Consider the following 24,334-nt stretch of genomic DNA (forward strand, 5'->3'; position numbering starts at 1 on the left):
AGATGGTGATGTGATCGCTGTCGAGATGGGAAATGCCATTCGAGAGTTGCTGGAACTCGGAGTTGGTGACGCTGACATTGGAGCTGCCGCGGATCTGCAGCGCGGAGCTGTCGTTGGTCGGATCGCCGTCCAGGCTGCCGTGGATGTTCAGTTTGTCGAAGTGGATGTCGCTGCTGTCGAGCACCTTGAAGGCGTTGGAGGTGGCCGGGTTGACCACGAATTCGAGGTTGCTGAAATTCAGGCCGCTGCTGTCGCGGACGGTCAGGTCGGTGAAGCTTGCCGGACGGGTCGGATCGGCCGAGGTGATCGTCACGTCGCCGACAATCTTCAGATTGCTGATCGAGATATCGGAATAGACGCCGGGCTCGAGCAGGATCGTATCGCCGGGCTGCGCGGCCTTGATCTCGCGCAGCAGGGACTCTCGATCCGAGACAGTTACAGACGCCAAGCCACTTCTCCGAGATTGCAAACAACGCCAACGCAGCCCCACGCCATAGGGCTCGCGACATGGTTAAGAGGTTCACTATCCGGTCGGCGATTGGTAGTGCGGCATGTTGGGCGGTTCGGCTAACCGCCGGCCATACGACCTAAAGCCGGGCGCGGATCGCCCTGCACTCGACATGGATTTCAGGATGGCGCCCCACGCGCCGCAACGCTCTCGGCCGTCACTAGATACGAGGGCGATCTCGTTGTCCCGTAAATGTTTTCCGACACGCGCAGGGCGCGTAAATCGCCCATTGTGAAGGCGCCTGCCTAGGGTGGCGCGGGCGGGTTGACGCAACGGCAGGGTGGGGCGTCAAGGTGCGGCGGTCGGCCGCAGGCGCCGCGACTAAATTTCGCGGAAGCCATTGTCTAGCTTAGAGTTTTCGCGACAAATCGACGACGGGATTGAGGCTATTTCGCGCCCTTCAGGGCGGCCAGCACCACGTCCTGGAACGCGAAGACCGACAGGCCGTCGCCGGCGATGCGGCCGGGTTTTCCAGTGCAGACCTGGCGCAGCAGTTCGGCGCGGTCGCTGCCGGCCTCGACCACCTGCCATTGATCGGGCCGTTCGACCGCCCGCAGGGTCTCGCCCTGCTGCGAGGCGAAGCGGCGGGCGACGTCGCGGGTGCGGCCGAAGATGCAGTCGAACTCGCGATAGGTGGCGATGAGGGTTGCGCCGTCCATCGGCCGGTGCAGGATCTGGTAGACCCATGCGCTGGCGCGGGCGTTGTCGCCGTTGACGCTGCCGGCGTCATAGACCAGCGCGCTGTCGCCCTTGCGGAAGGCGATGGTGGCGAAGGGACCGGCCTGCGCGGCGCTCGCGCCCAGAACCGTGATCGCCAGACCCAAGATGGTCGCCTTGATCATTTCTTGATCCTCTCTGGCCCCGACACGAAATCCCTTGATGGGACGCCTGGCAATCCCGAATGCAAGATCGCGGCTAGGGTCGGAAACGAGCGATTGCCGCCCCCGGCTCCGCGGAGGTAGTCAGGATGGCCCGCGCGGACGGCGGGAAACGATGGGACGGTGCGATGGTTGCGGCGGGCGAAACGAGCGATCGGGTGACGGCCGCGGTTCTGATCATCGGCGACGAGATTCTGTCGGGCCGCACGCAGGATACGAACCTGCGCGACATCGCCCGCTATCTGGCCGTCCACGGGGTGGACCTGGCCGAGGCGCGCACGGTGCCGGACGTCCACGAGGAGATCATCGCGGCTCTGGACGCCCTGCGCACCCGCTATGACTATGTGATCACCACCGGCGGGATCGGGCCGACCCATGACGACATCACCGCCGACGCGGTGGCCGCGGCCTTCGGCGTGGAGCTGTACGAGCACCCCGATATCATCGCCATGATGGCCGCCCGCTGGTCGGGCGAACTGAACGCCGCGCGGCGGCGCATGGCCCGGGTGCCGGTGGGTGGGGAGCTGGTGAAGAACCCGGTGCAGGGCCCGCCCGGCTTCACGATCGGCAATGTTTTCGTCCTGGCCGGGGTGCCCGTGATCATGCGCGGCATGCTGGAGGACGTCGGTCCGCGCCTGCGCGGCGGGGCGGTGGTGCTGAGCCGCACGGTCCGGGTCGAGGGCTCGGGAGAGGGCGTGATCGCCGCGCCGCTGGAGACGGTGGCCAAGGCCCATCCGGCCATGTCGCTGGGCAGCTATCCGTTCTTCGACCAGGGCCTCTACGGCTCGAACCTGGTGCTGCGCGGACGCGACGCCGACGAACTCGCCGCCGCGGTGGCGGAGCTGACGGCGGCCCTCACCGCGGCCGGGATCGCCAGCGTGCGCGAGGTGGAGCCGGCCTGACGGCGTCTGCGCGGCCAAGGCCGGGAGGCGTTTGTTTCCACGTCGAAACACTCTACGGTCCGCGCGCCCGATTCAGAGAACTGAACTGGGCCAGCCGGGGGGCGGGGTCAGGCGTGTCTGTGGGACTGGAAGCTCTCAAGATATTGATCGTCGACGACAATGCGCAGATGCGCACGATCATCGGCACGGTCCTGAGCGCGGCGGGCGTCCGCCATCTGCATTACGCCCCCGACGGGCGCAAGGGCTTGGAGACGCTCGACCGCATCGGCGTCGACGTCGTCTATGTGGACTATGAGATGCCGGTGATGAACGGGTTGGAGTTCATCTCGGCCGTGCGCGCCCGGGCCGGCGCCGATCGCTTCCTGCCGATCATCATGCTGACCGGCCACTCCGATCTGCCGCGCCTGCACGGCGCGCGTGATCGCGGAGTGACGGAATTCCTGACCAAGCCGGTGACCGCCAAGACCATCCTCACCCGCCTGGGCGCCGTGATCTATCACCCGCGTCCCTTCGTGATATCGGCGAGGTTCTTCGGGCCGGATCGGCGCCGGCGAAGCGTTCCCGACTATTCCGGGCCCTTGCGCCGCGCCGGCGAAGGCGCCGACAGCATGGCGATCCTGGAGCTTTAGCGCGCGCGCGGTCGCCGGGACCGAGCCACTGCAAGGGGTAGCACGGCCGCCGCCGCGCCGGCGGCGTTGGCCAGGGCGTCGCGAAGTTCGTAGCCGCCGCTGATCCATTTCAGGGCCTGGGAGACCTCCAGGCCGACGCCGGCGGCCAGCACCGCCGCGGCGAAGGCGAAGGGGCTGATCCTCGGAAACGAGAGGGCGAGCAAGATCGTCAGGCCATAGGCCAGGACCACATGCTCGATCTCGTCGGGGCCTAGCGGAAAGGCCTGGGCGTTGTGGCGGGGATCCAAGGCCCCGTGCAGGGCGAAGGCGAGGAGGACGACCAGGGCCAGCCTGGCCGACCAGAGGATGACGCTCGGCATGGGGCGGTCGATAGCGCCTCCGTCGCCGGAGTGGAAGCCGCGGTCAGGCCGCCGCGCCGTCCTCGCGGGGCGCCAGCGGGGCTGCCCCGCGTCCCTTGAACAGACGCCCGGAGCGCGCCGCCGCGGCGATGTCGCGGGCGGCGGGGATCAGCAGGAACCAGGATTCCACGCAGTAGCGGTGAAACAGCCGCCGCGGGTCGATGGCCAGGCGGAACAGCCACTCGAAGCCGATACGGCCGATCCAGCGGGGGGCGGCCACCTGGACGCCGGCCTCGTAGTCGAAGGCCGCGCCGACCGAGAACACCACGCAGGGCGGCAGCAGGTGGCGGTTGCGCAGCAGCCAGATCTCCTGGCGCGGCATGCCCATGCCGACGAACAGGATCTGTGGCCGGGCGGCGGTGATCTCCGCCAGCACGGCTTCGTTCTCGGCGCAGCCCGGCGTGATGTCGAAATAGCCGTGGCGGCTTGAGATCTGGGCGCCCGGATAACGTTCCAGCAGTTTGTCGGCGGCGTCCTGAGCCACGCCGGGCTCGCCGCCGAGATAGAAGACCCGCCAGCTGTTTCGCTCCGCGAGGCTCCAGAAATGCTCACGCCAGTCCAGATAGGTGCAGCGATGAAAAGGGCGCGAGTGCAGCCCCAGGAGTTGGGTGAAGAAGATGATCGGCGTGGAATCGAGCTCGATCACGTCGGCGGTGTCGAAGAAGGCCGCGAACTCCGGGTTCCTTTGGCTCAGATAGACGCTATGGGCGTTGTGGTTGGCGATGCACCAGGAGCGGCCGTTCTCCACGGCCTCGGTGACGTGGTGCATGACCTCCTCGGGCCGCACCAGGTCCATCTCCACGCCCAGGGCGGCGATCCGTTCGGCCGAACGCCGGCGCCGCCGGAACGGGGTCCGACTCTTGCGTCTGCGCTCGGAGACCGCGGTCAACGCCGTCCTCATCCTTGGCTTGCCTGGAATAGGTCGAGGGCGAGACTAGGCTTGGCCGGTTAAGATTCTTTTCCGAACGCGAAATCGAGGCCTGAGGACACGCGGGGGTTGTCGTCGCGCGATCGAGCCGGGGAACGCCTAGTAGGCGTTCGGGTCGCGCAGCATCAGCGGCAGGGTCTTGACCGCGATCATCAGGTCGAGGCCCAGCGACCAGCGGTCGATATAGGCGTTGTCGGCGCCGATGCGGTCGGTCATCTGCTTCAGTTCGCGGACCTCGCCACGGTAGCCGCTGATCTGGGCGAAGCCGGTCAGGCCCGGGCGGGCGCGGAACCGATCGCCATAGGTGGGGATGCGCTCGCTGTAGAACTCGTCGTGGGCGATGGCGTGCGGACGCGGCCCGACGATGGACATGTCGCCGACCAGGACATTGAAGAGCTGGGGCAGTTCGTCGAGGCTGAGCTTGCGAAGGACCGCGCCGATCTGGGTGACCCGCGCATCGTTCTTGGTGGCCTGCCGCACGTTGTCTGCGTCCTCGACCACGGTCATGGTGCGCAGCTTGTAGATCGTGAACACCTGACCGCGCAGGCCCGTGCGGCGCTGGCGGAACAGGGCCGGGCCCGGAGCGTCGAGCCGGATCAGTATGGCCAGCATCGCCAGCAGCGGCAGGAAGACGAGCAGGGCGCTCGAGGCCACAAGGATGTCGAACAGGCGCTTGGTGATGCTGGTCGCCACCGGAAGCGGCGGCAGCAGGTGCTCGTCGGGGACGCCGCGCGCCTCGGGCGGCGGGCCCTGGCGAAGCGGCGTGACAGCATGCTGCGTCGTTGCATGTTGCAACGCCGCCTGCTGATCGACCGAATGCGCCGTGTCAAACATCCAAATGCCCGCTAGTCAGCCCGCGCTCGTGACTATCGCGGAAACTGGTAACGGTTTTTTAGCCACGATCAACTTCCCGCACGCCGGGCACGAATTTTTAACCGCGGCTGCGTTCTTATTGGACATGGTCGAGAAACGACCGTCGTCTTGGGAACTTGAGGTCGATGGGCGCGAAAGCTGTCATTGCTTCGATGCCGCGCACCGCGCAGGCCCGAACGGCGCGCCTGCCTGTGGGCGTTGGGCTCGCGGTCGGCGCCTTCGCATCGCTGGGCCTCTGGGCGGCCATCATCGTCGGGATTCGCGGCCTGATCTCCTGATCCCCGCGACCAGCTTTCGTGAGCACGGCCGAGCTTAGCGCGGTCGCCGCAGCACGTTTCAGTGATCGCCGCCAAGTTTACCTTAAGAATTTCACTCTAGGTTGACGGCTCGGACCGCACGCCGCAAGGCGTCCGCAGGCCGGCTGTTCCGGGGGCGTCCGAAGGGGCGTTCCATCCGCGTCGCACGGGGTTTGACCTTTGCGCGGCCGGAGGGTCTGATCTAAGGGGCAAGCCTCGGGCTTGCCCGACACGCAGTACGGCGCTTGGGGGTTGATGGCGTGCAGACGATCTACGATTGGGTGACGGTCGCCATCTTCGCGGGGCTGATCGTGCTGTTCCTGCACCGATCCACGGCGCAGGAAGAGCCCAAGGACAACGTCTTCCAATACCTGCCGGCCGCCGTCGGCTGCGCGGTGGCCAACTATGTCGGCAACCAGGGGCAGGGTGGTCTCGCCTTCCTGATCATCCTCGTGGTCCTGGCCTATGTCGCCTGGGTGCTGAAGCCCTTCAACCTGAAGTTCTGAAACGCCCGGCGGCCCGACCGGGCGCGGGGCGCAAAGTCAGGCGCGGCGATTTCTGTTGATCGGCCCGGCGGCTGGGCCATTAACGTTGATTCAACTGCGGTCGGTTTAAGATTTCGCCACATTCGCCGTGTTTAGGATGGTCGGTCAGAATTCTCTGATCTAGACCGAGCGGTGCTGCATCGCATCGCCGCATAGGGTGCTTGGAGGCTCCGTGAGTTGGATCAACAGGTTGTTGGGACGCCGGCCAAGGCCTGCCCAAGGGGTGCAATCGAGCCCGGTGTTCTCCGTGGCGCCGCTCGCCGCGCCCAGCCGTGAGGAGACCGGCGGAAAGAAGGCCGGCGCCGCGCCGGTGTTCCCGCGTTTCCAATCGACGGCCGGCGACCAGCTTTCGTCGCGCCTGACCGACCGCTTCGCCGCCACCCGCATCAAGTTGCGCAGCGCCTTCACGCCCTCCCAGCCGATCACCGACCGGCGGATGTTCGCCGGGCGTATCGACGTCCTGACCACCCTGATCCGTTCGCTGGAAGACCAGCGCGTGCACGTGATCATGTATGGCGAGCGTGGGATCGGTAAGACCTCGCTGGTCCACGTCCTGACCCAGGCCGCCCAGGACGCCCGCTATATCGTCGTCTACTGCTCCTGCGGCGCCGGTTCGAACTTCGACGAGATCTTCCGCGCGGTCGCCGCCGACATCCCGCTGCTGTTCCATTCGGGCTTCGCGCCCACCGCCGAGCAGGCCGAGCGCGGCGGCTCCCTGGCCGACCTGCTGCCCGCGGGCACGCTGTCGCCCCGCCAGGTGGCCGACCTGTTCGCCAAGCTGACCGGCACCCGGGTGCTGGTGGTGCTGGACGAGTTCGACGTCTGCGAGTCCCCGGAATTCCGGCGCAACATCGCCGAGCTGATCAAGAACCTGTCCGACCGCTCGATCCGCACCCAGCTGGTGATCGCCGGCGTCGCCGCCGACCTGACCCAACTGGTCGAACACATCCCCTCGATCCGCCGCAACATCTTCGCCCTGCAGGTGCCGAAGATGACGGCCGCCGAGATCAGCCACCTGGTCGAGAACGGCGAGGAGATCAGTGGCGTGGCCTTCGATCGCGCCGCCCTGGACTTCATCGTCTTCGTGGCCAACGGCTCGCCCTACCTGGCCAGCCTGCTCAGTCACCATTCGGGCCTCGCGGCGCTGGACAAGGCGCGCACCAAGGTCTCGGTCGAGGACGTGTCCCTGGCCGTCGACCAGGCCTTGGCCGAGTTCCGCGGCCGGATTTCCAAGCATTCTCAGGCCCAGATCGACCAGGCCGCCAAGAGCGGCGTGCGCCATGTGCTGGGCGTCATGGCCGGGGCGGCCCTGTTCAACAACGGCCGCTTCGACGGCCGCGACGTGGATGCGCTCTATCCCAGCGCCGCGACCGCGGCCAATTTCAAAAGCACCGTCGAGGAACTGGCCACCAAGCGCATCCTGCTGGAGTTCAGCGAGGACGAGCTCGGCAAGGGCTACCGGTTCTCCGAGGAGAGCGTGCTGCCCTATCTGTGGATCCTGGCCGCCCAGAAGCGGTTCCTGGAGAGCCGCAAGCCCGCCCCAGTCGCCGAGAAGGCCGCCGCCGAGAAGGTCGCCGACAAGGCGGCCGACAAGGTCGCGGAGAAAACCTCCGACAAGGCCGCGGCCAAGGACGACGCTCCGGCGCCCCGCGCGGCCGCCCGCCAGGGCTAGGCCGCCGGCGCGTCGCGACTGTCACGATTGAGAGGGAAGGCGCTTGCGCATACTCGTCACCGGCGGCGCCGGCTTCATCGGCTCGGCCCTGATCCGGCACCTGATCGCCGAGACCAGCCATGAGGTGTTGAACCTCGACAAGCTGACCTATGCCGGCGACCTGCGCTCCCTGGAGAGCGTCGCCGACAGCAACCGCTATGGCTTCCGCCACGCCGATATCGGTGACGCCGCGGCGATCCGGGCGGCCCTGCGCGAGTTCCAGCCCCAGGTCGTGACCCACCTGGCCGCCGAGTCGCATGTTGACCGCTCCATCGACGGGCCGGCGGACTTCATCCAGACCAATATTGTCGGCACCTTCGTCCTGCTGTCGGAGACCCTGGAGTACTGGCGCGGCCTGGAAGGCCAGGCCAAGGCCGACTTCCGATTCCACCACATCTCCACCGACGAGGTGTTCGGCTCGCTGGGCGACGAGGGCTATTTCACCGAGACCACGGCCTACGATCCGCGCTCGCCCTATTCGGCGTCCAAGGCCTCGTCCGACCACTTGGTCCGCGCCTGGCATCACACCTATGGCCTGCCGGTCATGGTGACCAACTGCTCGAACAACTACGGGCCCTATCACTTCCCCGAGAAGCTGATCCCGCTGATGATCGTCAAGTGCCTGGCCGGCGAACCGCTGCCGGTCTACGGCCAGGGCGCCAATGTCCGCGACTGGCTCTATGTGGACGACCACGCCCGCGCGCTCACCCGGGTGTTCGAGAAGGGCGCGCCGGGCGAGAGCTACATCATCGGCGGACGATCGGAGCGGACCAACCTGCAGGTGGTGCATGCGATCTGCGACGCCCTGGACCGCCTGCGTCCGCGCGCCGACGGCAGGCCCTATCGCGATCAGATCGCCTATGTCGCCGATCGGCCGGGGCACGACCACCGCTACGCCATCGATCCCGGCAAGCTGCAGCGCGAGTTGGGCTGGACCGCCCAGGAGAGCTTCGAAACCGGCATCGGCAAGACCATCGCCTGGTATCTGGACAACGAGACCTGGTGGGGACCGATCCTGGCGCGCAGCGACGCCGGGCGCCGACTGGGCCTGAAGGCGTCTTGAGCAGGGCCGAGTTGCGGCCTATCGCGGTGGCGTAAACTGGAGAGAGCGATGAAGGGCATCATCCTGGCCGGGGGCTCGGGAACGCGGCTGCATCCGGCGACGCTCGCCGTGAACAAGCAGCTGCTGCCGATCTACGACAAGCCGATGATCTACTATCCGTTGTCGGTGCTGATGCAGGCGGGAATCCGCGACATCCTGATCATCTCCTCGCCCGAATATATCGAGAATTACCGCCGGCTGTTCGAGGACGGCTCGGCGCTGGGGCTCAATATCGAATACGCGGTGCAACCCAGTCCGGACGGCCTGGCCCAGGCCTTCCTGATCGGCGAGGCCTTCATCGGCGACCAGCGCTGCGCCCTGGTTCTGGGCGACAACATCTTCTTCGGCGCCGGCATGAGCCAGCTCCTGCAGCGGGCCGCGGCGCGGGAGCAGGGGGCGACCGTGTTCTCCTATCAGGTCGACCAGCCGCAGGCCTACGGGGTGGTGGAGCTGGACGACGACGGCCGCGCCGTCAGCCTCGAGGAAAAGCCGGCCGAGCCCAAGTCCCGCCAGGCGGTGACCGGGCTCTATTTCTACGACAATCGGGTTGTGGAGCTGGCCAAGCAGGTGCGCCCGTCCGCCCGCGGCGAGCTGGAGATCACCGACCTCAACCGCATGTACATGGAGATGGGCGAGCTTTACGTCGAACAGCTTTCGCGCGGCTACGCCTGGCTGGACACGGGGACCCACGAGAGCCTGGTGGAGGCCTCGGAGTTCGTCCGCGCCGTGCAGAAGCGCCAGGGCGTCCAGGTGGCCTGCCTGGAGGAGATCGCCTTCGCCCACGGTTTCATCGACCGGGCGCAACTCAAGGTGCGCGGTGAGCTGTTCGCCAAGACCGCCTACGGCCGCTATTTGCTCGACATCGTCGAGCGCGGCCATGTGATGAGTCCGCGCGATCTGTGACGCTTAGGTCACGAAGCTGGACCAGAACTTGCAGCAAGTCCCGTAATGGGGGAATCAGCCTCCATATGCGCCAGAACTAGGCGTATATTCTGGGGTGATCCCAAAACGGGACTGGGCTGGATATGTTCGGGCACAAGACCAATCGAGCGCTTTTCGTTCTCCTGCTGCTGGCGGCCGCCTTGCCGGTCCCGGCCATGACACCCGCGCTGCTTTCCGGAAAGCTTGGCCTGATGGCCGCCGTGGTCGAGCCGCCCAAGATGCCGCTCTATGCGGGTCTGTGGCGCCAGATGTCCTCCGCCCCGCCGGCCTTGCTGGGCGAGCTGCGGCCCGAGCCGGCCCTGATGGGTTGGGTGGAGCCGGAAGTGGTTCCGACGGTTCCGGCCGAGACCTTCGCCTTGCCGTCCGACAATCTGCTCACGCCGGTGACGTTGATCACCTTGCCCAGCTTCCGTCCCAGCGTGCCGTTCTTCACGCCGCCGACCGAGGGTGAAACGAGACTGCCCCGCAGCCCGCTCTCGCCCGTGCCTGAGCCCGCGACCTGGATGCTGCTGATCAGCGGCTTCCTTCTCATGGGCCACGCCCTGCGGGGCCGCCGTGGCGCGGTGATCGCCTGAACCTCTAAGCTATTTGTTCGCGGGCGCGGCGCTGCTTGTCGGGGCCGGCGCCGGTGCGGCCTCCGGCTCGACAGTCGGTGCGAACGGCGATGTCGGGTCGCTATAGAGCGAATCGCCGGGGCGTTCCGGCGCCGCCTTGGCGACCGGCCGGGCCGGCCGGCTGATCAGGTTTTCGGACGTGTCCGCCGGCTCGGTTTCGAAGTCCACGACCATGCGCGACTCGATGGCCGCGGTCTCGAATCGATCACGGGTGGAGGTCGCCCAATCCTCGATCGCGCTCTTCGAGCAACCCGCCAGGGAGAAGCCCAGAAGGATCAATGCCCAACGAAACGTCATTCGGATGCCCGACCTCGCCTGCGATTCACCGCTCTTACGCGTGGTCCCATCGGAGCGCGCCTTAAGTCCGGCTCTGTTTCAATGGACTGTATCGTCGACGTTGTTAAGCGGGCCACAACTTGATTGACGCGGCTTTTGTAACGAGTTCTTGAGGCCCGATCGCTAGGGTGGCGGATCAATTGGGCTATGAAGAGTCGATGAGGGAACCGCTGGCGACGCCCGCCGCACATCTGTCGGGAGCCACCGGACACACGTCGGGGCGCCCGTTGAAGATCTGTCTCGCCGCGTCGGGCGGCGGCCATGTGCGCCAGCTCCTCGACCTGGCGCCGGTGTGGTCGGCCTACGACCATTTCTTCGTCACCGAGGATACCGCCCTCGGCCAGAGCCTCGCCGGCGAGCATCGCACCTATTTCATCCCGCATGTCGCCGTGGGGCAGGCGCGGCTCGGTGCGCCCGTCCGGATGGTCACGGGCGCGATCCGCAGCGTCTTCCGCTCGGCCGGCATCATCTGGAAGGAGCGACCAGACGTCATCATCTCCACCGGCGCGGGCGCCGTGTTCTTCGCGGTGGTCTGGGCGCGGCTGATGGGCGCGCGCACGGTGGTGATCGAATCCTTCGCGCGGTTCGACCGGCCCTCGATCTTTTCGCGGGTCGCCTCGCCTCTGGCCCACGACTTGATCGTCCAGTCGAAGGCCCTGGCCGCCTATTATCCGAAAGCCAAGGTGTTCGACCCTCTGCGTCCGCTGGCGGGCGACCCGCCGCCGAAGAAGCCGCTGTTGTTCGCCACGGTGGGCGCGACCCTGCCGTTCGATCGCCTGGTCGACACGGTCGCGGAGCTGAAGTCGCGCGGCGACATTCCCGAGGACGTGATCATCCAGACCGGCCTGCGCGGCCATGCGCCCGCAGGCCTGGAGGTGGTTGAGACCCTGCCGTTCGACAGGATCCAGGATCTGCTTCGCGACGCATCAATCGTCATCTGCCACGGCGGCACGGGCTCGCTGATAACAGCCCTACGCCAGGGTTGCCGGGTGATCGCCATGCCGCGTCTGATGGAGAAGGGCGAGCACTACGACAATCATCAGGCCGAGATCACGAGCGCCTTCGCCGCGCGCGGGCTGATCGCCGTCGCCAACACGCCCGACGAACTGGCCCAAGCCCTGAAGGACGTCCGCGCCCGACCGCCGGTCCTGGCGACGACGGATCCCGCCGAGCTTATCGCCTACCTCCACGACGTCATGTCGCAGGTGGGCCAGCGTCGCCAGATGCGGAACGCCCCGCGCCCGGCCCTATAGGCCGAACCAGGCAGGCGCCCCACGGCGATTGAGCATGCCGGCGATCCAGCCCGAGACGCCATAGCCGACCTGGCGCCAGGCGCCGCGCCGCCCGAAGCGCAGGAAGACCAAGGCGAGGGAGGCAAGGGCCGCGATGGGCAGGCGCGCCGGGAAGACGTCGCGCGTGGTGAGCATCTTGTTGCGTTCGTTGAGATAGATCGGACCTCGCGGACGGCGGCGCATGTCGTCATAGGATCCGGTGGTGGTGCCCGCATAGTGCAGCACCCGCGCGCCCGGCGCGAAGCCCAGACGCATGCCCAGCTTGCCGCCGCGCAGGCACCATTCGACCTCCTCGCAATAGAGGAAATACTCCTCGCGCATGGGCCCGACGGTCTGCAGGAAGCGGCGGCTCATCATCATGGAGGCGCCGTTCAGATAGTTTTGCGTCCGCTCGATGTCGGCGGGATCGGGGACTAGGTCGAGGGCGCTGCCGTGGCCGATGGATTCCGCCCGCGCCAGCCAGGGCCGCCAGCGACCGCCGTGCGACTGGACCCGCCCGTCGCTGAGATAGATCGTCGAGCCCACCGCCTGGCAATCGCCCACGGCGAGCCGCGCGACCTGCAACGCCATGGCCTGCGGTTCGGGGTGGGTGTCGGGGTTGAGCACCCACCAGGCGTCGGAGTCCGGCGCGAGCGCGATGCAGGCGTTGACCCCGCCGGCATAGCCCAGATTGCCGGCCGCCAGGATCGCGCGGACCGGCCGGCCTTCGCCGAGGGTCGCTGGGATGCCGGCGCGGAGGGCCTCGAAGGCCTCCGGGCCGCCGTTCTCGCAGATGACCACGTCGAAATCGGTGTGGGTGGAGCCGGCGAGCGCCTCGAGGCAGCCTTGGATGTCGCCGACATTCCGGAAGCCGACGATGCAGACGGTGACGTGCATGGTCAGGCCGCTCCGCCCAGCAGCGCGAAGGCGTGGCCCAGCCGCCAGACGCGCAGCTTGTAGAGGGTGCGCACCGCCGCCAGGCGCTGGCCGAGCGTCGTGAGCTGGTCGCTGGCGAACACCTTCGGCGTGTGGGCCAGGGCCGACAGCGGCAGGGCCAGGCTGCGCGCCACCCAGATCAGCCGGCCGGCCGGCCGCTCGCGATAGAGACGGTAGGTCTCGGCGTTCACGCGTCGCCACTTGGCCCACAGCTCGTCCCAGGTGCGCCGCGCCGGATGGCCGACCACGGCGCGCGGGGCGTAGCCGAGCCGCAGACCCAGGCCCCGGGCGCGGAAGGACCACTCGACATCCTCGGAGACGGCGGCGCGGAAGCCGCCGACCTGATCGAACACCGCCCGCGAGCAGAACAGGTTGCCGGCGCCGGTGAAGCCCTTCTTCTCGATGTAGGTCTTGAAGTCGAAGGCGAAGACCCGCTCGAAGGCCTCGGCGCCGGACATCGCGGTGAGGTCGTCGACCAGGACGGTGACCCGGCCGCCGATGAAGTCGTAGGCGGGCAGGGCGGCCAGGCCCTCCGCCAGCCAGGCGGGTTCCGGCACGCAGTCGGAATCGGTGAAGGCCAGGATATCGCCCCGCGCCACGGCCACGCCGCCGTTGCGGGCAGGCCCGGCGCCCTTCTCCGTCACCACGACCAGCCGCGCGCGGCCGTCTATGACCTCGGCGACCGCAGCCTCGCCCTGCGGCGAGTTGTTGTCCGCGACGATGACCTCGAAGTCGGCGGCGGGATAGGTCTGGGCCGCCAGCGCGCGCAGGCAGAGGTCGAGACCGACCAGGTCCCGATAGTGCGGGATGACGACGCTGACCTTTGGGGCGGCGCTCAACCGGGCGCCCCAGGATTGACGGTCGCGCCGAGCTCTCTCGCCATTTCCAACCTGATCAAGGACTCCTCCGATGCGCCCGCAACCCGTCCCGCGTCGAGTCCGGCGAAGACGGTCGTCGATCGCAATGCCCTGGGGGTTGAAGACCGTCGCATGAATATCGTCACCAAATCCCGAAGTCCCGAAAGGCGCGGGATCGCCTGTCGGCGCCACCGATATCGTTTGTGGCCCCAGCCGCAAGTTCCCGCGCCGGCGCCGATCCTCCAATGTCGCATCGCCTGCCTATCTTTCGGGCTGATGAGGCGACAACTATCAAGATATCCCCGGTAGAGGTTGCGGTCTTCAGGCCAAGGTCAGCGCTAGGTCGACCTCGGCGACGGGGGCTTTGTTGACAAAGGTCCGACCCTTCGCCTTTGTCCGCCCGCGGACTACGAAACCGACATTCCGAGGTGCTGCGCCGATGCCAAAGTTCGTTGCTGTGATCCTGGCGAGCGGTCGGGGGGAAAGGTCGGGATTCTCGCGACCCAAGCAACTGCAGAAACTTGGCGGCCGCCCCTTGGTGGCCCACCCCCTGGAACGCTTCCAGTCCCATCCGGACATCGACGAGATCGCGGTCGTCACCAACGACCTGTGCATCGACGAGATCGAAGCCCTGGTCAGCCGGGAGCGCTTGACCAAGGTCAAGAAGATCCTCCTGGGCGGGGAGGAACGCTATGAATCCTCGCTTTCGGCGATCCGGGCGTACGAGACCGAGGCGCAGTCGGCCGACATACGCCTGCTGTTTCACGACGCCGTGCGGCCGCTGATCGCGCACAGCACGATCAGCGATGTGATCGCGGCCCTGAGCCACTACGGCGCCGTCGACACGGCCGTCAGCGCGGCTGACACGGTGATCTTCGCCGATCCGGTCACCGGCACGATCAGCGACATTCCGGACCGGCGGCTGGTCCGCCTCGGGCAGACGCCGCAGGGCTTCCACTACGAGGTGATCCGCGACGCCTACGACAAGGCTCTGCTCGATCCGAACTTCCGCACGACGGACGACTGCGGCGTGGTGCTGAAATATTCGCCCGACGAGAAGATCTATGTGGTCGAAGGGTCGCTGACGAACCTGAAGCTGACCTATGCCGACGACCTGTTGGTGATCGACAAGTTCCTGCAGAACGGGGCCGGGCGGCGGCTCGACGCCCTGTCCGACTCGATGTCGCTGTCGCGTCTCGCGGATAAGACGATCGTCGTCCTGGGCGGCACCAGCGGCATCGGCGCCTCGATCGCGGAGCTCGCCAAGGCCTATGGCGCCAAGGTCCACGCCGCGGGCCGCTCCACCGGGGTCGACATCAAGGACGCCGCGTCGATCGAAAAGCTGCTGGAGGAGGCCGCCGGGGGCAGTGGGCGGATCGACGCCGTGGTCAACGCCGCGGCGGTGTTGAACCGTCAGCCGCTGGCCAATATGAGCCTGGAAGAGATCGCCGAGAGCATCAACACGAACATCCTTGGAGCGGTGAACGTCGCCAAGCTCAGCTATCCGTATCTCAGCGCGGCCCAAGGCCACCTGACCTTCTTCGCCTCGAGCAGTTACACCTATGGCCGCGCGCTCTACTCGACCTACAGCGCGTCCAAGGCGGCGGTGGTCAACCTCACCCAGGCCCTCGCCGACGAATGGGCGGACGCCGGCGTCAAGGTGAACTGCGTCAATCCGGAGCGGTCGCGAACCCCCATGCGGGTCAAGGCGTTCGGTATCGAACCGCCTGAGTCCTTGCTCGACCCGGAAGATGTGGCCCGCAAGACGCTCAGCATCCTCATCGGCCCTTCGACCGGGATCATCTATGACATCGTTAAGACTCGGTCTGCAGCGCCGCTTTAGGCTGCTGTTCGGGGCGTTGTTGAACGCGACGGTGCTGCCGCTCTCCAGGCTGGCCCCGCGGCGATCGGACCACTGGGTTTTCGGGCACCAGGGCGATGTCTTCGCCGGCAACGCGAAATATTTGTTCCTCTGGGTTTCGATCCACCGTCCCGACCTGCGCGTCGTCTGGCTGTCCGATCGCGAGGACACGCTCCGGGCGATCCGCCAGTCCGGTCTGCCGGCCTTCCGTCGCTGGTCGCTGCAGGGCGTGGTCGCGGCGCTCAGATCGAAGGTCTTCGTCTATTGCCACGGCGTGGAGGACACCAACCTGCACCTGAGCGGCGGCGCGTACCTCCTCAACCTTTGGCATGGCGTCGGTCTGAAGGCGACGATGCTCGGCGACAAGGGCGGCATTGTCAGCCGCGCCCAGAAGCATGACCGGAACCCCGTCATGCGCCTGTTCTTCCTGGAATACCTGACCTGGCCGGACGCGGTGGTGACCACGTCGCCCTTCATGGGCGCCCATTTCGCTCATCAGTTCGAACTGCCCGAGGCGCGTTGCCCGCAGCTCGGCTACCCAAGGCTGGACGTGCACGCCGACGATGCGTTGAGGGACGTGTCGGAGGCCATCGATCGGCGGCAGGGGTTCGCGTTCAACCCCAGCGGCCACGCCGAGGTCTATATCTATATGCCGACCTTCCGGGACACGGGGCGGCCGTTCGTTGAACAGGCCCTTCCGGATCTCAATCGGCTGTCGAACGCGCTGCGAGCGCGCAACGCCTTGCTCTATGTCAAGCTTCACCGGCGGACATCCGGTGTCGCGCTCAACGGATATGAGAACATCGAGCGATGGCCGGATGAAGTAGATTTCTACACCTACCTTGACAAATTCTCGATCATGATCACCGATTATTCGTCTATATTGTACGATTATTTGTTCACAAAACTGTCTGGCGTGATCCTTTATACCTTCGATTACGATCAGTATGTGAAGGATGACAGGGCGTTGTTGTACTCCTTCGACGAAAATACCGCGGGTTTGCGCGTGTCCGACTTCGATCGGTTTTGCACAGTGCTCGAGGCGGGCGAAGCCCTTGTCGAGCCCGCGGGCGCCGCAGACGTGCGTCGCAAGTTCTGGGGGGGATGCGTCGCCCCGGTTTCGCCAAACGTCGTGGCCTATGTTGAAGCCGCGCTGGCTGCCGACGGCCGGGCGCCGGGCCGCAACTGAGGCGGCGTTGAGGCGCGATGAGGGATGGACTAGGGTCGGATCGATCGCGGACAGGAGCGCTTGGCCCCCTGCGCGGGGCGCCGTCGGACGACGCGGCGGGGATGCGATAGCGGGCAAACCGCCCTTGGGCGCGGGGATTCGAGGCCGGGATTAGGCCTTTCATAGTTATTCAGGTTCAACCTTGCCTGAGGTCTCGACGCTGGCGGCGCCGATTGGTTGGAGAAAGTTGTATGGGCGCCGGTCTGGTAGCTCTTGTTAAGCGGATCTACCTTCAGCTCACGCCCGGCCTCCGCAGATACCTTTTCGGCGTCATGGCGGCGATGCTGTTCGGCGCGTTGCTCGACGTCCTGACGCTGGGCGCGGTGCTGCCGTTCCTGGCCGTGCTCAGCAATCCCGATCGCGCTTGGGACTATCTGGAGGCGGTCAACCTGCACAACGCCCTCGGAATCAGCCGCGGAGACGACATTCGCGGCCTGATGACGGGAGCGTTCATCGCCGTGGCGGTGACGGCGGGCTCCATGCGGCTGCTGCTATCGTGGTCGATGAACCGGTTCGTCTTCGCCGTCGGCCGATATCTCTCGAGCGAGCTGTTCGGCAAGCTGGTCTACCAAGACTATTCGTTCCACATCGAACGCAACAGCAGCGTGCTGATCACCAATGTCCAGGAGATCCGCACCCTAACCAACAGCGTACTGATCCCGCTGATGCAGGCGACCAGTTCGCTGGTCATCGGCTTCTGCATCATCACCTCGCTGATCGTGATCAACCCGGTCGTCGCGGGCGTGGCCTTGTTCGGCTTCGGCGGCTGCTATGTCATCATCTCGCTGACGCTGCGCAAAAGGCTGCGCGCGAACGGCTCGATCCTGGCCAAGATCAACGCCGAGCGGCTTCGGGCCGTGCAGGAGAGCCTGGGCGGCGTGCGCGAGGTGCTGCTCGACAACACCCAGCCGTTCTTCATCGAGACGTTCCGCAAGCTGGACCACAAGGCCGCCAACGCCCAGGCGATGGTGACCTTCGCCTCGACGTCGCCGCGCTATATCCTCGAGTCCCTGGGGATGGTGCTGATCGCGCTGATCTCCCTCTATTTCAACTCCCAGCCCGGCGGCCTGCTCGCGGCCCTCCCGACCCTGGCGGCCCTGGCCATCGGCGCTCAACGGCTGCTGCCGCTGATGCAACAAGGCTATGCCAGCGTCGTGCAGCTCACCGGCAACTGGCGCACGCTCAGCAATCTCCTGGACCTGCTGGAATTGCCGACGCCGCGCCGCGACGCCGAAGGTCTCGCCAAGCCCGTGCTGCCCTTCGAGCGCGAACTGCACCTGGACAATGTGAGCTTCCGCTACGGCCCCGAAACGCCCCAGGTGCTCTCCGATGTCTCCCTGCGTATCCCGAAGGGGTCCCGCCTCGGCATCGTCGGCACGACCGGCAGCGGAAAGAGCACGATCACCGACCTGATCATGGGCCTGCTGAACGCTTCGGGCGGCGAGATCAAGGTGGATGGCGTGCCGCTATCGCCGGCGAACCTGCGAGCCTGGCACGAACAGATCGCCCACGTCCCCCAGTCGATCTTCCTGGCGGACACCTCCATCGAGCGGAACATCGCCTTCGGCTGCGCCGACAACGAGATCGACCGTGAAAGGGTGCGCCACGCCGCGCGCCAGGCGCAGATCGCCACATTCATCGAGGGCATGCCGGAGGGTTACGAGACGCGGGTCGGTGAGCGCGGCGTGTGGCTGTCGGGCGGCCAAAGGCAGAGGATCGGCATAGCGCGCGCGCTGTACAAGAACGCTTCCGTGCTTATCCTCGACGAGGCGACGAGCGCTCTCGACAATGCAACCGAGGCGGCGATCATCTCGTCCCTGGATCAGCTCGACCGGGACTTGACGATCATCATCGTCGCTCACCGGCTCACCACGATCGAACGTTGCGACACCTTGGTCCGGCTGGAAGGCGGACGAATGTCTCTCATCGAGAGCCACAAGGCCAAGCGCCCAGTGAAGGCCCAAGCGTCCCGGAGCGCATAGCCGACGCCGACCTTGAGGCGCGGTTCGCGGGCGTCATGCGGATGATACATCACGGTCATATCCTGCTGATGCGCCGATAGCGGCGCCTATCGAGGATGACATGGTCGCGCATACCTACCTGGCCGTTCTGGAGCCATCGGCCGAGGGCGTCAGGGTCAGCTTTCCCGATGTCCCGGACTGCCTCTCATCGGGCGTCGACGCCGCGGACGCCATAGCCCGGGCCGAACAGGCGCTCGCCCTGCACCTGGACGCCATCGCGCGGCAGGGCCAACCGGCGCCGCAGCCAAGGTCCCTCAGCGAGTTGGCCGCGGTTCAGCCCCATCCCAGGCCGGGCAGCGGCGTGTTGTGGGTCCGGCTGGGCGCGCCGCCGCCGGACGCGTCGGGCGTTCTCCATCTTCCCGACGAGGTGCTGACCGTGGTCGATCATGTGGGCGCCGACCTCGGGCTCAGTCGAGCCGGGGTTGTGGCGTTGGCGATGCGCAGCCTGATGCAAGGCCGGGTGCGCTGTCTGGTGGCCTAGCGGCGACGGTCACGACCGCGCCGCGGCCCTCTACACTTTGTATTCAGGCGAAATCCCTTAGTTTGGCGGCCATTCCAGGGTCAGTCGAACCGGTCGGCTGCGACGGAGGCGAGAGCACAAGACGTCCGTGAAGCCGAGGGTAGGGGTTGTCGTCGCCGAGTTGGGAATTCCGTCGGAAGTCTGGATCCTGAGGCAATGCCTGGAGTTCCAGGAGGTCGAGCCTGTTCTCCTCTATTGGAAGATGGCCGAGAACGCGGTCGAGATTCCGGGTGGCCTGGAAACGCGACAATTCGGCACGCCGTTCGCGCCGCCGGCCTCGCTGTGGCGCCGCGCAAGCCGGCGCCTAGGATTTGCTTCGGCCGTGCTGCCGGACGAGGCTCAGCGGCGGGACATCCGACATATGATCGCCAAGGCCGGCCTCGACGCGGTCCTGTGCCATTTCGCCTGGTCGGGCCTGCCCGTGTCGGCCGCTCTAGGCGGAAGCGTTCCCGTGGTCTGGCAAGTCCATGGCCGTGATGTCTCCACCCGGATGCAGGACCCCGCCTATCGGCGCGCCGTCGCCAAGGCCCTGCCGACCGTTGACCACCTGGTGACGGTCGGAACATTCCAACGCGACCTGCTGGCGCCGCTCGGGCTCACCGAGAGGTCCAGCGTCATCCCGTGCGGCGCGCCCTTGGCGGTGTTCGCTCGGGGCCCGCTGCCTGTCCATGAAGCCGGGCGACCATTCCGGTTCGTGAGTGTCGGGCGCCTGTCGCCGGAGAAGGGCGTGCTGGAGAGCCTGGAGGCGTTCGAACGGATCGCGCCAAGCCGGCCTGACATCGAACTCGTGTTCATCGGCGATGGTCCGCTCCGCGCGACGCTCCAAGCCGCCGCCGCGCGGAGCGAGGTGCGCGACCGGGTGCATCTTCTCGGCCTCCAGCCGCCGCCCGTCGTCGCGAGCACTCTGCGTGACGGCCATGCCTTTCTGCAGCACTCGCGGCAGGTGGACGGCTGGGTCGAGGGCTTCGGCGTCACCCTGACCGAGGCCGGGGCCTCGGGCCTGCCGCTAGTCGCCTCGCGATTGGGCGGTATCGTCGATCAGGTGCGGCACGGGGAGAACGGCTTCCTGTTCGAACCGGGCGATGTGGCGACCCAGGCCGAACTGATGGCTCGGCTGGCGGATGACGAGGCCTTGCGGCGCCAGATGGGCGCAAACGCGCGGCGCGTCGCCGAAACCTTCGATTCCCGGTTGATGACCGGCCGGCTGGAGCAGGTGCTGCTTGAGGCGATCGCGCGCGGGCCCGTGAGGCGTTAGGCGGTCGCGACGCCCACGGTTTTCCGGGCCGTCGGTCGCCGGATCCGCGCCCGGGGATCGAGGATGGCGCGAAGGACCAGGCCTTCGGCTGCGCCGAGCCGCGCCCAGGTCTTCCAGGCGCCGGGCGCCAGGCCAATCGAGCGGCGCAGAATTCGGCGGCCCATCCGCGGATTGCCGAGCTTGCTTAGCCACCATCCGATGCGGCTGAAGTGACCGGCCAACACCTTGCGGTCGACATTGTGGTTTCGTTGCAGGTCGAGGGCGATGCAGAGCTGGGAGCGGACGCCCCGCCGTCCAAGGATCGAGATGCTGTCGGTCAGGAGGTAGGTCATGACCAACGGCTCGTCCAGGAAGATGGCGTTGGTCTTGTTTATGAGCTTGATCGCATAGTCCCAGTCGACGCAGTTGACGAGCCTCTGGTCGAACAGGCCGACCGCCGCCACCGCGCCGCGTGACATCAGCAGCGCCTGGGGGCTGATCAGGTTGCCCTTGTGCACCTCGGCGATGAGGTAGTCCCGGTCCGGATTGCGGTCGAGTTCGGGAATGCAGACGATCTTGTTGCGCCTGGTCTGCGAGGTCTCGCCGCTGACATACATGACCTTGGTGTGGAACACGCTGATCGCGTCGTCGGGGCCGCCGGCCGCCTTGGCCACGCTGAGTTGTCGTTGCAGCTTGTCGGCCAGCCACTCGTCGTCGCTGTCCTGGAACGCGATATAGTCGCCCTTGGCGATCCTCAGCCCTTCGTTGCGCGCGCGGCTGGCGCCTCCGTTCTTGGCGAGCCGGACATAGCGCACACGAGGATCGGTGATCTTCGCCATCACCTCGGCGGTGTCGTCCGTCGACGCGTCGTCGACGACGAGCAGTTCGAGGTTCGCGTAGCCCTGATGGAGCACGCTGTTGATCGCCCGGGTCAGTGTCCGGCCGCGGTTGAAGGTCGGGAGTATGACGCTGACCAGGTCCGCGGCGTCCGGTTGTTGTCCCATGGTGGTTTCCTTGGCGGCTCACCGTCCGGCGGCGAGCTGATCACGTCGAGTCTGACAGTCTGCGGGTCGGGCCGGAAATCTAGGCAATCGGGTCCGCGGCGCTCTTCCCCGGCGCCGTGGCCCTCGAAAGCCGGTAGAGGAGGGCCACGATCATGCCCATCACCAGATAGATGAGAGGATGGTTGTCCTGCTGGCTGAAGACGGACTTGATCACGAAGAACACCATCAGCGAGATGCCGAGCGGCACAAGATAATCGACCTCCCGGTCTGAGGCGTTGTTGCTGTCGAGGACCTTTCGAGCCGCGAGCCAGCCCATGTACAGGATCAAGCCGTAATAGAGGATGAAGCCGATGACGCCGTACTCTAGGGCGATCGCCAGATAGTAGTTGTCGATGGTCTGGAACCCGCCGATCCTGAACCCTAGAACGGTCCCGCCCTGGCCGGGGCCGTAGCCGATCGGGTTCGCCAGGATCTTGGGGAGGCCCTGCGCGATCTGGGCCCCACGGGCGTCATTGCTGCTCTGTTGCGAGCCGTCGCCCCAGACCATCATCTCAAGGCGACGGACGAAGAACGTCGCGCCGACCAGCAGAACGAAGAACGCGGGATAGGCTAGGACGACGGTTGGTCCGATCAGGCTGGACTTGTCCCGTCGCCAGCGCAGCAGCCCCCAGGCGCCGGCATAGAGCAGCACCGAAATCAGCATGCCCACCATGCCCAGCCGCGAGTCGGTCGAGTCGATCACCCGGAAAAAGATCACCAGGGAGGCGACCGCCGCGATCCGGACGAGCAGCCGGTAGTTGCCGAACACATAGTGCAGGAGGAACGGCGTCATGAGCGCCAGATATTCGGCGAGGCCCAGGGAGGTCGTGAACGTCGCCTTGACCCGGTATTGGCCCGAGCCGGCCCGGAAGTCCCCGGCGAGAATGCCGTCGGCGTCGGCGATCTTGAGGAAGCCGGGAATGTGACCCTGCCAGAGCACCTTCTGGATGGCGGCTTCCCAGAGCCCGATTCCGCAGATGATCATCGCCATGACCCACAGGGCGGCGATATATCGCCCGACGCGACCGGGCTGGACGAAGACGTAGCAGGCGACGAGGAAGATGGCCGTCCAGTTCGTCTGGAAGACGATGAACTTCTGGATGGAGCGGCTCGGATTGGCCGACAGGCCGATTGTGAAGAACTGGATCGCCACGAAGGCCGCGAGCAGCATCCAGGCGGCGGGCGCGGTGTTGAGGATTTCCGCGAGCTCGCGCCGGAACGTCTTCGATGTCGAAATGCAGATCAGCAGCAACAGGGTCATCGGGATGCCGGTCAGCCGCAGCAGGGTGATCCACGGCAGACCGGGAAGGGCGATGGCCAGATAGTTGGGCCAGAGGATCAGGCAGACGAAGAACGCGAAAAACAGGTAGTGCATCGTGCGCGTGGGCGCGTGCTTCAGGTCGGGCAAGGCCCAGATCGCCACGAGGGCCAGGACGCCGATCGGCGCGGCGAACGCCATGAACAGGTAGGGGGTCGTGAGCGCGTAGAAGAAGCCGTAGACCAGGAAAAAGAACGCCAGCGGCAGCGACACGGCGGGCTTCACCCACCGCCGCCAACCCCAAGCCGGTGTCGAGTAGGGCTTGATGACGATCGGTCGGGCGTTCGGCGGTCTAGGCCTCGGGGCGCCTGTCATCCCTTGGACTCCTGTTCATACGCCCGCACCCGCATAGGCGCCGATAGGTCGTCGCCGCCTACCTACCCGCGCAAACCCTTATCACCCGTTGAGGGAAGGTAGCGGAGGCAGGGTTGTCGTGTCGACCGGCCCGGCGCCCTTATCGCGCCTGAATCGCCAGATCAATTGGCGCTGGCGCGGCCAGGGACCGACGCCTAGCGTCGCCGCTCGGGCTGATCCGACGGGTATGAGGAAGCGGTCGCCTTCACGGGGCTTCATCGCGCCGCCCGCGCGCGCATAACCAGGAACTCGGCATGACGCCTCGACATCTTCCCAAGCTGGCCGCCGGCTTGTCGCTGGCGATCCTGGTCGCCGTGCTGGGGCTGGTCCTCGTTGGGTTTCGAGTCGAGCCTGGCGGGGAAATCTGCCTGCGTCAGAAAGTCGCCAGTGACTTTCGGCAGGAATCTAGTAAATGCCTGTCAACCAAATGGGTATACTACAAATTAACTGAACAAAAATTAACCACTACGCTTAAGGCCAACGTAAACGCGGGCATATATCAATCTCTCATCAGATTATCGTCGAGTATTCCTGATGGGAAAGTCTCTCCAGGACTACGCGACCTGCGGAGAGATCAAATGTCCACGATCACGGCGTCGACCACGACCCAACTGTTGCAGGCGCTGAAGGTCGCGCAACCTGGCGATACGATCCTCCTCACATCCGGGACGTATTCGAACGTCGCGATCAGCAATCTGAAGATTGTCGGCGACGTGACGATCACGTCGAAGGACCCTGGCGCTCCGGCGGTCTTCACGGACCTGTCGATCAATAACTCCAGCGGCCTGAACTTCAGCAATGTGGAGGTCGCCGTCGATCCGGCCAGGGGTTCGAACCCCATCAAGGTGACCGACAGCACCGACATCCATCTCGACAGGTTCAACGTCCACGGCAGCCTGGACGGTAATCCGACCAACGACAGCTCCGCGCTGCAGATCCGCGGCAGCTCCAATGTCAGCGTCACCAACTCCGAGTTCCAGCAACTCTCGAATGGCATTTCCCATCTCGACAGCGATCACATCACCATCT

25 protein-coding genes are annotated in these 24,334 nt (G+C 66.2%); 15 read left to right on the plus strand and 10 right to left on the minus strand.

Annotated features, from left to right (window positions below):
• Together V6M51_RS00965 and V6M51_RS00970 are read right to left on the minus strand one after the other, a co-directional pair.
• The coding region (locus V6M51_RS00965) for a hypothetical protein (RefSeq protein WP_332763842.1) at nucleotides 1-448 on the minus strand (448 nt) is incomplete at its 3' end.
• 446 nt (nucleotides 449-894) lie between these two features.
• The gene (locus tag V6M51_RS00970; protein ID WP_332763843.1) at nucleotides 895-1,350 is read right to left on the minus strand and encodes a surface-adhesin E family protein; all 456 of its coding nucleotides are present in this window, start codon (nucleotides 1,348-1,350) and stop codon (nucleotides 895-897) included.
• A 164-nt stretch (nucleotides 1,351-1,514) separates the two neighbouring features.
• On the opposite strand from V6M51_RS00970, the gene V6M51_RS00975 reads away from it, so the two are divergent.
• Entirely contained in the window at nucleotides 1,515-2,288 is a 774-nt protein-coding gene (locus V6M51_RS00975; RefSeq protein ID WP_332763881.1) for a competence/damage-inducible protein A, read from the plus strand.
• Between the two features lie 119 nt (nucleotides 2,289-2,407).
• Complete coding sequence (locus V6M51_RS00980) at nucleotides 2,408-2,917, plus strand: response regulator (RefSeq protein WP_332763845.1); 510 nt, start codon at nucleotides 2,408-2,410, stop codon at nucleotides 2,915-2,917.
• Here V6M51_RS00980 and V6M51_RS00985 read toward each other — a convergent pair.
• The 3 genes from V6M51_RS00985 to V6M51_RS00995 form a co-directional block, all read right to left on the minus strand.
• Nucleotides 2,914-3,276 (minus strand): hypothetical protein, encoded by a 363-nt coding sequence (locus V6M51_RS00985; RefSeq protein WP_332763847.1) that lies wholly within the window; start codon nucleotides 3,274-3,276, stop codon nucleotides 2,914-2,916. The genes V6M51_RS00980 and V6M51_RS00985 overlap by 4 nt on opposite strands.
• A 43-nt stretch (nucleotides 3,277-3,319) precedes the next feature.
• The gene (locus tag V6M51_RS00990; protein WP_332763848.1) at nucleotides 3,320-4,204 is read right to left on the minus strand and encodes a WecB/TagA/CpsF family glycosyltransferase; all 885 of its coding nucleotides are present in this window, start codon (nucleotides 4,202-4,204) and stop codon (nucleotides 3,320-3,322) included.
• 138 nt (nucleotides 4,205-4,342) lie between these two features.
• On the minus strand, nucleotides 4,343-5,077 hold the full coding sequence (locus tag V6M51_RS00995; RefSeq protein WP_332763850.1) for a sugar transferase: 735 nt from the start codon (nucleotides 5,075-5,077) through the stop codon (nucleotides 4,343-4,345).
• A 191-nt stretch (nucleotides 5,078-5,268) separates the two neighbouring features.
• Between V6M51_RS00995 and V6M51_RS01000 the strand changes: the two genes are divergently transcribed.
• The 6 genes from V6M51_RS01000 to V6M51_RS01025 all read left to right on the plus strand — a co-directional run bounded on the left by V6M51_RS01000 (nucleotide 5,269) and on the right by V6M51_RS01025 (nucleotide 10,287).
• A complete protein-coding gene (locus V6M51_RS01000; RefSeq protein WP_332763852.1) occupies nucleotides 5,269-5,394 on the plus strand; it encodes a hypothetical protein in 126 nt (41 codons plus the stop codon).
• 278 nt (nucleotides 5,395-5,672) lie between these two features.
• Nucleotides 5,673-5,918, plus strand: a complete 246-nt coding sequence (locus V6M51_RS01005) for an XrtV sorting system accessory protein (RefSeq protein WP_332763853.1) — start codon at nucleotides 5,673-5,675, stop codon at nucleotides 5,916-5,918.
• A 211-nt stretch (nucleotides 5,919-6,129) separates the two neighbouring features.
• On the plus strand, nucleotides 6,130-7,629 hold the full coding sequence (locus V6M51_RS01010; RefSeq protein WP_332763855.1) for an ATP-binding protein: 1,500 nt from the start codon (nucleotides 6,130-6,132) through the stop codon (nucleotides 7,627-7,629).
• Between the two features lie 43 nt (nucleotides 7,630-7,672).
• Nucleotides 7,673-8,731, plus strand: coding sequence for a dTDP-glucose 4,6-dehydratase (rfbB, locus tag V6M51_RS01015; RefSeq protein ID WP_332763857.1), 1,059 nt, complete (start codon nucleotides 7,673-7,675; stop codon nucleotides 8,729-8,731).
• A 48-nt stretch (nucleotides 8,732-8,779) separates the two neighbouring features.
• Complete coding sequence (gene rfbA, locus V6M51_RS01020; protein ID WP_332763859.1) at nucleotides 8,780-9,673, plus strand: glucose-1-phosphate thymidylyltransferase RfbA; 894 nt, start codon at nucleotides 8,780-8,782, stop codon at nucleotides 9,671-9,673.
• A gap of 122 nt (nucleotides 9,674-9,795) precedes the next feature.
• Entirely contained in the window at nucleotides 9,796-10,287 is a 492-nt protein-coding gene (locus tag V6M51_RS01025; RefSeq protein WP_332763861.1) for a PEPxxWA-CTERM sorting domain-containing protein, read from the plus strand.
• Between the two features lie 9 nt (nucleotides 10,288-10,296).
• Here the strand turns inward: V6M51_RS01025 and V6M51_RS01030 are convergent, their stop codons facing one another.
• Nucleotides 10,297-10,605, minus strand: coding sequence for a hypothetical protein (locus V6M51_RS01030; RefSeq protein WP_332763863.1), 309 nt, complete (start codon nucleotides 10,603-10,605; stop codon nucleotides 10,297-10,299).
• Between the two features lie 284 nt (nucleotides 10,606-10,889).
• On the opposite strand from V6M51_RS01030, the gene welK reads away from it, so the two are divergent.
• Nucleotides 10,890-11,915, plus strand: a complete 1,026-nt coding sequence (gene welK / locus V6M51_RS01035) for a beta-1,4-glucuronosyltransferase WelK (RefSeq protein WP_332763865.1) — start codon at nucleotides 10,890-10,892, stop codon at nucleotides 11,913-11,915.
• Here welK and V6M51_RS01040 read toward each other — a convergent pair.
• Both V6M51_RS01040 and V6M51_RS01045 read right to left on the minus strand, forming a co-directional pair.
• On the minus strand, nucleotides 11,910-12,830 hold the full coding sequence (locus V6M51_RS01040) for a glycosyltransferase family 2 protein (protein WP_332763866.1): 921 nt from the start codon (nucleotides 12,828-12,830) through the stop codon (nucleotides 11,910-11,912). The genes welK and V6M51_RS01040 overlap by 6 nt on opposite strands.
• Before the next feature lie 2 nt (nucleotides 12,831-12,832).
• A complete protein-coding gene (locus V6M51_RS01045; RefSeq protein ID WP_332763867.1) occupies nucleotides 12,833-13,708 on the minus strand; it encodes a glycosyltransferase family 2 protein in 876 nt (291 codons plus the stop codon).
• A gap of 457 nt (nucleotides 13,709-14,165) precedes the next feature.
• Here V6M51_RS01045 and V6M51_RS01050 point away from each other — a divergent pair, with 457 nt between their 5' ends.
• The 5 genes from V6M51_RS01050 (at nucleotide 14,166) to V6M51_RS01070 (ending at nucleotide 20,611) form a co-directional block, all read left to right on the plus strand.
• The gene (locus V6M51_RS01050; RefSeq protein WP_332763868.1) at nucleotides 14,166-15,569 is read left to right on the plus strand and encodes a bifunctional cytidylyltransferase/SDR family oxidoreductase; all 1,404 of its coding nucleotides are present in this window, start codon (nucleotides 14,166-14,168) and stop codon (nucleotides 15,567-15,569) included.
• A 19-nt stretch (nucleotides 15,570-15,588) separates the two neighbouring features.
• Nucleotides 15,589-16,776 carry a CDP-glycerol glycerophosphotransferase family protein gene (locus V6M51_RS01055; protein WP_332763869.1) on the plus strand — a complete coding sequence of 396 codons (1,188 nt, stop codon included), beginning with the start codon at nucleotides 15,589-15,591 and terminating at the stop codon, nucleotides 16,774-16,776.
• A 230-nt stretch (nucleotides 16,777-17,006) separates the two neighbouring features.
• Complete coding sequence (locus V6M51_RS01060; RefSeq protein ID WP_332763871.1) at nucleotides 17,007-18,797, plus strand: ABC transporter ATP-binding protein; 1,791 nt, start codon at nucleotides 17,007-17,009, stop codon at nucleotides 18,795-18,797.
• A gap of 100 nt (nucleotides 18,798-18,897) precedes the next feature.
• Entirely contained in the window at nucleotides 18,898-19,317 is a 420-nt protein-coding gene (locus tag V6M51_RS01065; protein ID WP_332763872.1) for a type II toxin-antitoxin system HicB family antitoxin, read from the plus strand.
• Between the two features lie 127 nt (nucleotides 19,318-19,444).
• Nucleotides 19,445-20,611, plus strand: a complete 1,167-nt coding sequence (locus V6M51_RS01070) for a glycosyltransferase family 4 protein (protein ID WP_332763873.1) — start codon at nucleotides 19,445-19,447, stop codon at nucleotides 20,609-20,611.
• Here the strand turns inward: V6M51_RS01070 and V6M51_RS01075 are convergent.
• Both V6M51_RS01075 and V6M51_RS01080 read right to left on the minus strand, forming a co-directional pair.
• A complete protein-coding gene (locus tag V6M51_RS01075) occupies nucleotides 20,608-21,594 on the minus strand; it encodes a glycosyltransferase family 2 protein (protein ID WP_332763875.1) in 987 nt (328 codons plus the stop codon). The two genes, V6M51_RS01070 and V6M51_RS01075, sit on opposite strands and share 4 nt — an antisense overlap.
• 79 nt (nucleotides 21,595-21,673) lie before the next feature.
• Nucleotides 21,674-23,164, minus strand: a complete 1,491-nt coding sequence (locus V6M51_RS01080) for an O-antigen ligase family protein (protein ID WP_332763877.1) — start codon at nucleotides 23,162-23,164, stop codon at nucleotides 21,674-21,676.
• A 719-nt stretch (nucleotides 23,165-23,883) separates the two neighbouring features.
• Here V6M51_RS01080 and V6M51_RS01085 point away from each other — a divergent pair.
• Nucleotides 23,884-24,334, plus strand: a 451-nt coding sequence (locus V6M51_RS01085; RefSeq protein ID WP_332763879.1) for a hypothetical protein, incomplete at its 3' end; no start/stop codon positions are given.

The organism is Phenylobacterium sp. (assembly GCF_036677185.1).
Classification (GTDB): Bacteria; Pseudomonadota; Alphaproteobacteria; order Caulobacterales; family Caulobacteraceae; genus Phenylobacterium.